Genomic DNA, 11,476 nt, shown 5'->3' on the forward strand with positions numbered 1-11,476 from the left:
GCCCTGCCGCTAACCGTTGAACGGGGGGAAATTGGTGATGGACAGCCCGTGGATCATCTCGGGTCCCTTGACGGCGGTCGAGGCGATCACGACCGGGGGCGTGGCCTCTGACTGTCGATCCGACGGCACCATGCCCCTGCGCGATTTCGTTGCCAGCCTTGAGCGCATGGCCTCGGGTCTGGTCGATCCGGCGGCGATCTGGCGTGCCGGCGAGGTGATGGACCTGGCCCATCTCAGCGCGGTCGGCGTCGCGGTCGGGGCGGCGCCCACGCTTGGCGCGGCGCTGCGCTGTTTCGTCAGCTATTTCGGCACCGTGCAATCGGCCACCTCGCTGGATCTGGAACAGGACGGCGACCTGGTGCGGGTGCGCTACCGCGTGCTGGACGAGGATATCTGGCCCCGCGCAGCCGATGCACAGCTGACGCTGGGGCTGGTCGCGGGCATGGTCAGGCGCTTTGCCCCCGATGCCGACCGGGCGCTGTCGGCCGAGCTTGAGGACAGCGACTGCCGCTCGGCCCGGGCGATCTCGGCGCATCTGTCGCGGCCGATCCGGGGTGGCACCGACAATGCGCTGATCTTTCCGGCGCGGCTGATGGATCGCGGTCCCCGGCGGGTCGAGGCGGCGCCGGCCACCGATTTCCGCGATGCCATTCAGGCGCTGGACCAGCATCTGAGGAAGGTCCGGGTGAACCAGCCGGTAAGCGACCGGGTGATCGACCTGCTTCTGCGCCGCATGGGGCAGGCGGCGGCGGATCAGGATGCCATCGCCCGCGCCATGGGCATGTCGCGCCGCACGCTGCGGCGCAAGCTCGAGGGCGAGAACAGTTCCTTCCACGAACTGAACGAGATCTGCCGCCGCAATATCGGCCGGGCGCTGCTGACCCGCAGCGAGCTGCCGATGATCGAGATCGCGCTGCGTCTTGGCTATTCCGATCATACCGCGTTCTCGCGGGCATTCTCGCGCTGGTTCGGCATGTCGCCGCGCGACATCCGCAAGGCGGCGGGGTCGGGTCCCAGCACCACCACCTGATCGAAGGCGAGATCGCGGGCCGGTCCGGCATGCGCGATGACAATGATGGTGCGGTCCGGGAACGTCTTCAGGATGGCATCCAGAATGGCGCGGGCGGTGGCCGCATCGACCTCGGACAGGCATTCATCCAGCACCAGCACGCGGAAGGGCAGCATCAGCGCACGGGCCAGCGCGATCCGCTGACGCTCGCCGCCTGAAAGATTGCGACCGGCCTCGGTCAGCGGGGTCTCGGCGGGCAGGTCGATGGCGGCGAGGGTCAGGGCGTGGGCGATTTGCGCATCGCTGGCCTCGGGGTTCGTAAGGCGCAGGTTCTCGGCGATGGTGCCGCGAAAGAGCGTGGCGGATTGCGGCACAACGGCGACCGTGCGGCGCAGGGCCAGCGGGTCCAGCCCGGCCACATCCTCGGCGTCGAGATAGACCCGCGCGCCCGTTGCCGGAGCTGACAGCCCCGCTGCCAGATGGGTCAGCGTCGATTTGCCGATGCCAGAGGGTCCGTCGATCAGCACCCGCGAAGCGGCGGGGATGGTCAGATCGACCGGCAGGTGCTTCCCCGTCCGCCCGCGCGCCTGAACGAAGCGCAGTGCGCCGGGACCGGGCGCGGGCGCGCGGCCGCCGCGCTCGTCCATGCCGGGACCAGCCAGCGCGTTCAGCCGCGCGAGCGCCACCTGTGCCTGTGCCTGCGCGTGGTAGAGACCCAGAAGGTTCTGCAACGGCCCGGTCATCATGCCCACATAGCTGAGAAAGGCGATCAGCGCGCCGACCTGCCATTGCCCCGTCACCACCAGCCAGCCGCCGCCCAGCAGGATGCCGACGCGGACCAGCGCGCCGGTGATCTGCGGCACGGCGCTGACGAATTCCGACCAGCGGCGCTGGCGCATCAACAGCGCAATCTGGCGCGCCTGCAGCGGCGCGAAACCGGCGGCGCGCAGGGGCTGCGCCCCCAGCGTGCGCAGCGTGGTCAGCCCGGAAAAACCCTCGGCGAGATAGGAGGAGACCTCGCCCCGGTTGCTGCGGATCTCCTCTGCGCGCTGCCTCGTGCGCGGGCGTGCCCAAGTCAGGAAGGCGAGGTTCAGCGGTGCGGCCATCAGCGGTATCAGCGCCAGCCGCCAGTCGAGCACGAACAACATCACCGTCCCGCCGACCAGCCGGAACACCGACGACGCTGCCGCCAGCACGGTATCAAAGCCGAAACGCTGGATCTCGGCCGTGTCGCCATCGACCCGCGCCATGGCCTCGCCAAGCGTCAGCGGCGGTTGATCAGGGCGGCGAAACAACAGCGCATCAAGTATCCGCCCGCGCAGGTCCACCAGCATCCGGGCCGAGAAGTGCAGGTGCATCAGGCTGTTGCCCACGGAACCGGCGAGGATCACCAGCCCCACGGCAAAGGTCAGCGCGGCATAGTGCAGAACCGCCAGCCAGTCCTGCGCCAGAAGCCCCTGATCGATCAGCAGCTTTGTGAGCCAGGGCGGGACCAGCGCCACCAGTGCTGCAACCAGCGATCCCGCCAGCACGATGCCGATGCCCGGCAAAGCGCGGGACAGAACCGGCACCAGCCAGGGCCGCGCCGCGCCGCCAAAGACGCCGCGCAGCAATTGCGCGGCCAGTCCGTCGCGGACACTCATCGGGCGGCGGCCCGGCGGCGCTCGGGGCCGATATGGCTTGCGCGGGCGGCCAGCCAGTTGAAGGGATCGCCCTGCGCCTCGTCCAGATGCGCGGCCAGATGCCCGGCGACGCGGGCGGCGGCGAGGCTGGCACCGCCCATGCCCGTTCCGCCCTGTTCGGGCGAGGCGCACCAGGCGCCGATGATGTTTCCGGGCAGCAAGGACAGGTCATGCCAGCCACAGCGCGCATCGCCGGTGGCGGCGATAACGCCCGGATAGGCGGCGGGCCAGCAGGGCGCGCCACGGGCCGGCGAGGCGGCGACGAGGATGCACCGGGTGTGCACAGCCTGTGCACAGGCCGTGCACAGGACGGCACGATCGGCGGCAAGCCCAAGGCTCAACAGGATCAGGTCGCAATCCTTTGACAGCCAGTCCACCGCACGCGCCACGCGATCCGCGCTGGTCACTGGCCGGTCATCGAACACCTGCGCATGGCGCAGCCGAACCCCGGGCGCGGCGCGCAGGACCATCGCGGCGACGGCGCTGCCATGCCCCAGTCGGTCGGGGCGGGCCAGGCCATCGCCCTCGGCATGAAAGGCGCGCGCATCCTGCATCTGGCCGGCGGGACCGCCGCTGTCCACGATACCGATCAGGGGCGCGCGCGCCGCCATCTCACTCGTCCCGCTGGAACACGCGGGTCGAGGCCAGCGAGATCGAGGCGCCATCGGGCATCAGCACCTCGCCCTTGCGCTCCAGCGTCTCGGCATCATAGGCGGCCACATCGCCCATCGCCCCGCCCAGGTAGACGGTCTTGCCATCGCTCGAGACGTTCACCGAGTAATAGCTGTGCGGCAGCGGCACCCGCTTGATCGGCTTCGAGGTGGCAAGGTCGAAACTCGAGAGGTTGTTATAGGCGGCATAAAGCCGGTTCTTGTCGGTCGGGCTGACCGCCGAGGAGAAGTAGAAGATATCGGCGACCTCGACCTCCTGCATCTTCAGCTCGCCGGTGGTCAGGTCCTGCGTCAGCATCCCGGTGCGGAAGGCGGTGGGATCGCCCGGCAGGTCCAGCCGCGCGGCATAGAAGGGGGTCGAGATCACATCGGCCTGCTCGAATTGCGACCAGGCGTCCAGCACGTCTGGCTGCGAATATTTCTCGGTCTCCCAGCCATGGATCGGCTTTTCCTCGATCTGCTTGCCGGTGGCGTCGAAGACATACATCTTGCGCCCCATGCCGAAGATCTTGGTCCCGTCCGTGGACCAGGCCAGCAAACCGATCTGCCTCGGCGCCTCGACCGTGGATTTCAGCGCCCCGGTCTCGGCGTCATAGAAGGCGAGCCGCGAGGGCTGCACCTGGAACTCGTCGGCCAGCATCTTCACCGGGCTCTGGAACACCACCAGCGTCTTGCCATCGGGCGACAGGTCCATGCCGAACATGCCCTTCACCCGCTCGTCGGCGCTGGTCATGTCGATGCGGTTCACCGTCTCGCCCGAGACCAGGTCGACGATGGCGATGCTTTCCAGCTTGTTCATCATCACATAGGCGCGCGTGCCTTCGGCATTCACCACGGGCAACTGCGGGACCGGACCGGCGTTTTCCAGCGTGATCACCTTGTCGATGGCCATGGCCTCGGCATCGACGATGACCAGCTTGTCGGGCCGCGAGGGCACAATCAGGTAATCCTTGGCCATGGCAGGCAGGGCAGTGGCCATCAGCGCGGCAAGGGCGGTGGCGATCTTGGCGGGGCGGAGCGTCATGGTCACACCTTGCTTTCGGGGAAGACGGATTGCAGCTGGCGCCAGTCCTTGTGGACATCGGCGGCATCATCGGACCAGTTCGGATAGGTGTTCATGGTGTCGGCCACCTGCGCCGGCCACCAGCAGGGATCAGCGCAGCCATAAAGATCGGCCTCCATCGGCTGGCACAGGTTGCCGACGCCGCCAAAGGCGTCGATCTCCCATCCCGGATCGAAGGAGGTGGTGCAGCCGACCATGGAGTTCATGGCGACGACCTCGTCCTCCTTGCCTTCGGCGGCGGCCTCGGTGAACTGCTGGGCCTTGGCATTGGCGGGGGTCAGATGTTTCATCAGGCGGCACTCCTGGGCTGAAGATGGGCGCGGAAGAACCCGGGGTTCGCGCGCATGATGCGGGTATAGGCAGCGATGCCGAAATCGACCCAGTCGCGCAGCAGGTCGCAATAGTGATAGACCGGCGCGAAGGGATCGCCCTGTCGGGCATAGCTTTCGTGATAGCAGCCGCCCGCGCAGATCGAGCGGATGCGGCAGGTCTTGCAGCCGAAATTGCTGCGGTCCTGCGCCTGTTCGACAAAGGCCGCCAGTTTCGGCACGTCGATGCCCTTGTTCACATTGCCATAGGTCGGCTGGTTCGAGCCGACGAAGCGGTGGCAGAGGTGCAGATCGCCCTCTTTGTCCACCGCCAGAAGGCCAAGGCCGGCGCCGCAGGGCACGGCCTTCTTCATGCCGCTGGCAATGTCCGACAGAAGCTGATGCATGTTCGAGAAGCCGATATTCTCGCCCCGGATCGCCGCCTCGACATAGCGGCGGCCGAGGGTCTTCATGTCCTCGAAGACCGATTTCAGCATCTCGGGCTGCAGGTTGAAGACCGCGATCGGCCCCGAGGTTGCCGGGCCGAAACCCACCTCGGCAAAGCCCAGATCGTTGATCAGGTGATCATGGATCGCCAGCACATCGGTCACGCCCGCGGTCAGCGTCACCCGTGCGCCCACCGGCCTTGCGGTATAGCGCGAGAGCAGCATCCCGACCTTCTTCGCCACCACGTCATAGGTGCCGCGACCGCCGACGGTCTTGCGGTTCTTGTCATGCAGCGCGCGCGGCCCGTCCATGCTGACCGTCAGGCCGAAGCGATGGGCGTTCAGCCAGTCGACGATCTCCTCGGTCAAGAGCGTGGCATTGGTGGTCAGGGTGAAATCGACCGCCTTGCCAAGTTCCGCGACCTGCGCCTCGGTATAGTCCACCACCTGCCGGATCAGGGGCATGTTCGACAGCGGCTCGCCGCCGAAGAAGACCACGTTCACCTTGTCGCGGCTCGCCGCCTGCTTCAGCAGCAGGTCGATGGCGGCGCGGGCGGTGGCGAAATCCATCTTCTCGCCCTTGGCGGGCGTGGTCAGGTCTTCCTTGTAGCAATAGGTGCAGGCGAGGTTGCAGCCGGTATTCACGTTGAGGATGATCGTGGACAGGGGAATGTCCTCGACCTTCTGCACGGTAATCGGTCGGCCCGGATCGGCGCTGTCCCTGAGGATGTCGAGGGTGATCAGGCTCTGCACGCTTTCGGCCAGATCGGCGGGTGGAAAGCGGTGGCCCAGCTCGCTTTGCAGCGTGCCGGCATCCGCGACGCCCAGCTTGCGGAAAAGCTCGTAGACCGAGGCGCTTACCGCATCCATCTCGAAGAGGCTGGAGGTCGGCACATGCATCAGCATGGCCAGCCCATCCACATCGACGCGGTGGGCATTGTGTTTGATGAGTGTCAGCGAACCCATGATGGCCCCTTACCGGATCGGTGTGTCGACGAAGCGCTGGACCGTGGCATAGAGATGCCCGCGACCTTCCAGCGTGGTCTCGCCATCCTTGACGGTGGCGATGACGGCGAGGTTGCCGGTGTTGTTGGTGCCCATCACCCGCTCTGGGTTGGGACCGGCATCGGCGGGGTGGAAGACACCGCTGGCGTCGATCTCGCCCGCGAATTGCGCATCCTTCATGTCGGCGGCGATCTTGTCGAAATCCTCGACCTTCCATTCGGCGGTCAGCGCGCCGACGCGGATGTCATCCTCGGTCTCGGGCTTGCCATCGGCACCGTTCAGCCAGCCGATCGCGTCGAAGGTGGCAGGCTGTTTCGGGATCGGGCCATCGGCCCCGCCAACGCGGGAATAGGTCGTGGCGGGTTCGACCGAGACCCGGTCGAGGGCCGTGTAGACCGCCACGGCATCCGCCAGCTTGGCCTCGCCCACACCGATCTCGCTGCGACCGGCGGCGGCGTCGGCGGCGGCGGTGACGTTCAGCACCACCGCGCCGGGATCGCTGCTGACCACCTCGGCGGTCAGCCCGGCGGGCAGGACCGGATCACCCGAAAGTCCGACACCGGCAATGCGCATCTCGACCGTCTCGCCGACCTTCACATGATCGGGCGCGACCGACAGGATCTGCGCCGCCCCGTCGCTGCGCACCGCATGGATGCGCCCGCCGACCGAGCTTTGGCCGTTGAGGAACCAGCGCCCCTCCATCGAGCCATCGGCGCGGAGCGCCATCACCTCGCGCAGCTTCTGCTCGCCCGCCGTCATCGAGGCGCGCCATTCGCCGGCGCCGTAGAGATAGGCCTGACCGCTTCGCTCTTCCGTGCTGCCGTCAGCAAATGTCAGGGATTCCGTGACGCTATAGCCATCGCCCTCCTTGGCGATGGTCAGCGTGCCGTCATAGGATCCGCGCCCCGGCTGCCGCCCGGCAATGCGCCATTCGCCGCTGAGGTCGGCATCGGATTTCGCCGGTGCCTCGCCGTGGACATAGGCCTCGGTCAGGTTCTTCAGCACCTGGTCATTGGCAATCGCCCACCAGTCGCGGTCCCGCGCCAGTGCCTGATATTCGAGCGAGGGATATTGCCCCAGATGGAAGTTGATCAGCTTCTTCCAGTCATCGCCGGTGCGCCGCTGCAATGCCACGCGGGCATAGGAATGGCAGCGCCCGCAGGTCTCGCTCATCAGCTGGTCCGGCCCCTGATCGGTGGCATTCGGTTCCTGTTCGAGGATATAGCGCCGGCCCTCGGTCTCCTCGATCGAGAGGCCGCGGGTATCGGCCAGATGGCGCACGACCGAGGTGAATTCCTCGTCGCTCAGCGGCACGCCGTAATTGCGCATCATCCGCACCACGTTCATCTCCCAGCCTTCGGGGGTGCGGCGGCCGTCATCGATGCGGGAATATGTGCCGTCCTCGCCCTGCACATGGCAGGCGGCGCAGACGGTCGACAGGATCTCTTCGCCATCCTGCGCCAGCGCAGGCGCGGCGGTCATGAGGGCGGCGGAGGCGAGAAGCGTGGCGAGGGAGGTGCGGTGCATCGCGTCGATGATCCTCTGGCTGGGCGGCCGGGCCGCGGGACTGGAGTTGACGCGAAGTGAAGCAGAGGGCTGCGGGCGAAAACTTGACATTTTCGGACACAGTGGACTGCGGGGGCAGAATGGCCGCAAATGTCACCTTTCCGTTGCAATCGGTGCGGATGCTACGGGCAAGGGGGTGCCGATGGCCGATGATCTGGACGTGCTGGTGGTCGGCGGTGGCCCGGCGGGGGCGGTGTTTGCCATCCTTGCCGCCCGCGACGGCTGCCGGGTCGCGCTGATCGACCCGAACCGCAGCGTGCCGCGCAGCGAGGGGATGAGCCCGCGCCTGCAGGGCTGGTTGCAGCAGGCCGGGCTGTTCGATGCGGCGGCGATGCGGGCCGTCATGGCGCCGCGCACCAGTTATTGGGACGGCGCCCCGGTTCAGGCCAATGCCGAGCTGATCGTGGACCGCGCCGCGGTCGATGCGCATCTGCGCAGCATGGCCGGGGCGTCGGGGGTGCAGATCATCGAAGGCAGTGCGCTGCCCTTGGCGGGCCGGGCCGAGATGGACGGCGGGCAGGTGATGACCGCGCGTTTTGTCATCGACGCAAGGGGCCGCCGCGCCCATCGCTCGCGGCCCTTGGTCACGCGGGGTCCCGCCACCATCGCCATCGGTGCGGGGCTTCAGGTGGACCCGGCGCAGGGTCCGGGCAGCCGGATCGTGCCGTTGGATCAGGGCTGGCTCTGGCAGGCGGCGCGGGGCGATGGCACCGCTTGGGCGCAACTGACACTGGACGCCGCCGATCCCGAGGGGCGCGCGGCCGAGGCGCGGCTGGCCGAGGGGCTGGCGGCGGCGAGTGACGGACTGCCGCCGGTTCTGGGGATCGACAGCGACCTGCTGATCCGCGACGCCACCCCGGTTCTCGCGGCACCCGCCGAGGATCTGGCGGTCCTGCCCATCGGCGACGCCGCCTCGGCCATGGACCCGCTGTCGGGGCATGGCCTGTTCTGGGCGGTGTCCTCGGCGCTGGCTGCCACCGCCGTCCGGCGCACGCTGATGCGGCGCGACGATGCCGAGACCCGCGATCTGGCCCTGCGCTTTCTCGCGCAGCGGCACGCCGATGTTTATCCAAGGCAAGCGCGGCTGGGGCGCGACTTCATCCGGGAGCAGTCAGCCCGGCTGCATCTGCCCTTCTGGTCCCGCCGCGCCGGTTTTCCCGATGACGCACCGCTGGAGGCGCCAGCGGAGAGCCATATCGCCCGCCGCATCGTGGTTGAAGACGGCGTGCTGGCCGAGGGTGAGGTGGTGGTGACGCCGCACAGCCCGGCAGGCGTGTCCTGGGTCGGGCCGGACCGGGCTGTCGATCTGTTGCGGAAGGCGCAGGCGGATGCCGTCAGACCGCCGCGCTGAAACGCTGCCCCGGTTCGGTCGTCGAGCCGAGCGAGGCGGCCATGATCCGCGTCAGCGGCCAAGCCCAGTGCTTGACCCGCAGCAGCCGGCCATCGAACTCGACGCAATCGCCGAACTCCCGCACCAGCTGCGCTGCCCGCATTGCGGCCTCGCCGGCGGCTGCACCGAATTCATCGATCCTCAGGTCGTGATAGCACATCAGGCTTTCGACCATATGCCCGACCAGAAGGTCGGTCTCCGTCAGCGCCGTGCCGCGGGCGATGGGCAACTCGCCGCGGGCAACCCGGGCCTGATAGCGGCCGGTCGAGGGCTCGTTCTGGGCATAGCCCGCCGGATGGCGCGAGATCGACGAGGCGCCAAGCCCGATCAGCATCGGGGCGCGGTCATCGGTATAGCCCTGGAAATTCCGCGCCAGCCGTCGTTCGTTGAAGGCGATGGCAAGGCTGTCATCGGGCCGGGCGAAATGGTCGATGCCAACCTGGCGGAAGCCGGCGCCCAACAGCCAGTGCTGCGCCAGCTCGGTCAGGTCGAGCCGCTCCTCGGGCGAGGGCAGGGCATCGGTCGGGATCATCACCTGCCGCTTCGAGACCCAGGGCACATGGGCATAGCCGTAAAGCGCCAGCCGCGACGGGTCGAGTTGCAGCACGTGGTCCAGTGTCCGCGACAGTGTATCGCGCCGCTGGTAGGGCAGGCCGTAAAGCAGGTCGAGATTGATGGCGTGGATGCCCAGGTCGCGCAGGCTGTCGATGGCCTCGGTCGTGACCTTCAGCGATTGCGCCCGGCCGATGGCGACCTGCACGCGCGGCTCGAAATCCTGGATGCCGATGCTGGCGCGGTTCAGCCCGTATTGGGCCAGCATCCCCAGCCGCTCGCGGTCGCATTCGGTGGGATCGATCTCGACCGAAAACTCGTCGAGCGCGCCAAGACCGAACACCCGGTCCAGCCCGCCCAGCAGCCGGTCCATCAGCTCTGGCGGCAGGATCGTGGGGGTGCCACCGCCCAGGTGCAGCCGGGTGATCCTGATCTCGTTCGGCAGCTGTCTGCGGATCAGCGCCGCCTCGGCCAGCAGCGAGGCGACATAGCCCCCGAGCGCCGTTCCGGTCTTCGTGCCCTGCGTCCGGCAGGCGCAGAACCAGCAGAGCCTGCGGCAAAACGGAACATGGACATAGAGCGATATTGCCTGTTTTGAGGGCACTTGCCCCAGCCAGGCGGCATAGTCGGCAGACCCGACCGCAGCCGTGAACCGGGTGGCGGGCGGGTAGCTGGTGAAGCGCGGAACGCGTGCGTCGAAGAGGCCGTGGCGGCGAAGCTTGGATCGGATGCTCATGGAGTGATATACTATGCCGCGCATTAAACGCCGCCTTGATCCAGATCAAAAAAATATGACCGCGCTGCATTCCCACTCTCACCGGATCGACTGCACCGCTTGCCCCATCCGCCATCGCGCCGTCTGCGCGAAATGCGAAGGGGACGAGCTTGAAGAGCTGAACCGGATCAAGTTCTACAAGACCTTCTGCGCCGGTCAGGTCATTGCGATCCGCGGCGAACAGCTGGACATCGTTGCCTCGATCGTCGGCGGCACGGCCTCGCTGACGCGCTCGATCAATGACGGGCGCACGCAGATGATCGGGTTGCTGTTACCGTCGGATTTCATCGGCCGTCCGGGCCGCGAGGCCGCGCCCTATGACATCACCGCCATCACCGATGTGACACTCTGTTGTTTTCACAAGCGTCCGTTCGAGCGTTTGCTGCTCGAGATGCCGCATGTCGGCGAACGGCTTCTGGAAATGTCGCTCGACGAGCTGGACGCGGCGCGCGACTGGATGCTGCTTCTGGGCCGCAAGACCGCGCGCGAACGCATCGCCAGTCTGCTGGCGCTGATCCTGAAACGCGCCAACCTGCCGATGGATCTGCAGGGTGAGGGCTGTCAGATCGACCTGCCGATCACCCGCGAGATGATGGCGAATTTCCTTGGGCTGACCATCGAGACGGTGAGCCGCCAGCTGACCGGGCTGGCCAAGGACGGCATCATCGAGATCGAGGGCAAGCGCGGCATCCACGTCCCCGACCTCTCGGCGCTGCTGGCCGAGACCGGCGACGACACCGATGGCGGCGTCGACTACTGAGTCGCGAAACGCCGCCTCGAGCGGTCAAAATCACCCCTGAACAGCGTCGCAACCGCCCGATCCGCCCCCCGGCAGGCTGCGACAAATCGGCACAGGCCGGGTGCCGTCGGCCCCGGTCCGTGCCGTCCCGTCAATACATGACCGGCCTCCCTCCCGTCCTTTTTTGCTATCGGTCCCGGCATCGCGAAACCTTGATCTAGATCAATGCGGCGTGATCGCCGCGGGACTAGCGAGACCCTGCGAACAGAA

At 67.4% G+C, this 11,476-nt stretch carries 10 protein-coding genes; 3 read left to right on the forward strand and 7 right to left on the reverse strand.

Annotation, left to right across the window (positions count from 1 at the left end):
- The first annotated feature begins 37 nt into the window (after positions 1-37).
- Positions 38-1,030 carry an AraC family transcriptional regulator gene (locus Q1A36_RS06505; protein WP_299841212.1) on the forward strand — a complete coding sequence of 331 codons (993 nt, stop codon included), beginning with the start codon at positions 38-40 and terminating at the stop codon, positions 1,028-1,030.
- Here Q1A36_RS06505 and Q1A36_RS06510 read toward each other — a convergent pair.
- The 6 genes from Q1A36_RS06510 to peaA are packed head-to-tail and all read right to left on the reverse strand — an operon-like array spanning position 934 to position 7,711.
- Complete coding sequence (locus tag Q1A36_RS06510; RefSeq protein ID WP_299841214.1) at positions 934-2,652, reverse strand: ABC transporter ATP-binding protein; 1,719 nt, start codon at positions 2,650-2,652, stop codon at positions 934-936. The genes Q1A36_RS06505 and Q1A36_RS06510 overlap by 97 nt on opposite strands.
- Positions 2,649-3,302 (reverse strand): S8/S53 family peptidase, encoded by a 654-nt coding sequence (locus tag Q1A36_RS06515; protein WP_299841216.1) that lies wholly within the window; start codon positions 3,300-3,302, stop codon positions 2,649-2,651. Before Q1A36_RS06515 ends, Q1A36_RS06510 begins: the two co-directional genes overlap by 4 nt.
- A 1-nt stretch (position 3,303) precedes the next feature.
- Positions 3,304-4,386, reverse strand: coding sequence for a quinohemoprotein amine dehydrogenase subunit beta (gene peaD / locus Q1A36_RS06520; protein WP_299841218.1), 1,083 nt, complete (start codon positions 4,384-4,386; stop codon positions 3,304-3,306).
- Between the two features lie 2 nt (positions 4,387-4,388).
- A complete protein-coding gene (gene qhpC, locus Q1A36_RS06525) occupies positions 4,389-4,715 on the reverse strand; it encodes a quinohemoprotein amine dehydrogenase subunit gamma (RefSeq protein ID WP_101751427.1) in 327 nt (108 codons plus the stop codon).
- Entirely contained in the window at positions 4,715-6,145 is a 1,431-nt protein-coding gene (peaB, locus tag Q1A36_RS06530) for a quinohemoprotein amine dehydrogenase maturation protein (protein ID WP_299841220.1), read from the reverse strand. Before peaB ends, qhpC begins: the two co-directional genes overlap by 1 nt.
- 9 nt (positions 6,146-6,154) lie before the next feature.
- Positions 6,155-7,711 carry a quinohemoprotein amine dehydrogenase subunit alpha gene (gene peaA, locus Q1A36_RS06535; RefSeq protein WP_299841222.1) on the reverse strand — a complete coding sequence of 519 codons (1,557 nt, stop codon included), beginning with the start codon at positions 7,709-7,711 and terminating at the stop codon, positions 6,155-6,157.
- A 181-nt stretch (positions 7,712-7,892) separates the two neighbouring features.
- Between peaA and Q1A36_RS06540 the strand changes: the two genes are divergently transcribed.
- On the forward strand, positions 7,893-9,101 hold the full coding sequence (locus Q1A36_RS06540; RefSeq protein ID WP_299841224.1) for an FAD-dependent monooxygenase: 1,209 nt from the start codon (positions 7,893-7,895) through the stop codon (positions 9,099-9,101).
- On the opposite strand, the gene hemN is transcribed toward Q1A36_RS06540, so the two are convergent.
- Positions 9,085-10,428, reverse strand: coding sequence for an oxygen-independent coproporphyrinogen III oxidase (hemN, locus tag Q1A36_RS06545; RefSeq protein WP_299841226.1), 1,344 nt, complete (start codon positions 10,426-10,428; stop codon positions 9,085-9,087). The genes Q1A36_RS06540 and hemN overlap by 17 nt on opposite strands.
- Before the next feature lie 55 nt (positions 10,429-10,483).
- On the opposite strand from hemN, the gene fnrL reads away from it, so the two are divergent.
- Positions 10,484-11,227, forward strand: a complete 744-nt coding sequence (gene fnrL / locus Q1A36_RS06550) for a transcriptional regulator FnrL (RefSeq protein ID WP_299841228.1) — start codon at positions 10,484-10,486, stop codon at positions 11,225-11,227.
- The last annotated feature ends 249 nt before the right edge of the window (positions 11,228-11,476 follow it).

It is taken from the genome of uncultured Paracoccus sp., from assembly GCF_947487305.1.
GTDB lineage: Bacteria > Pseudomonadota > Alphaproteobacteria > Rhodobacterales > Rhodobacteraceae > Paracoccus.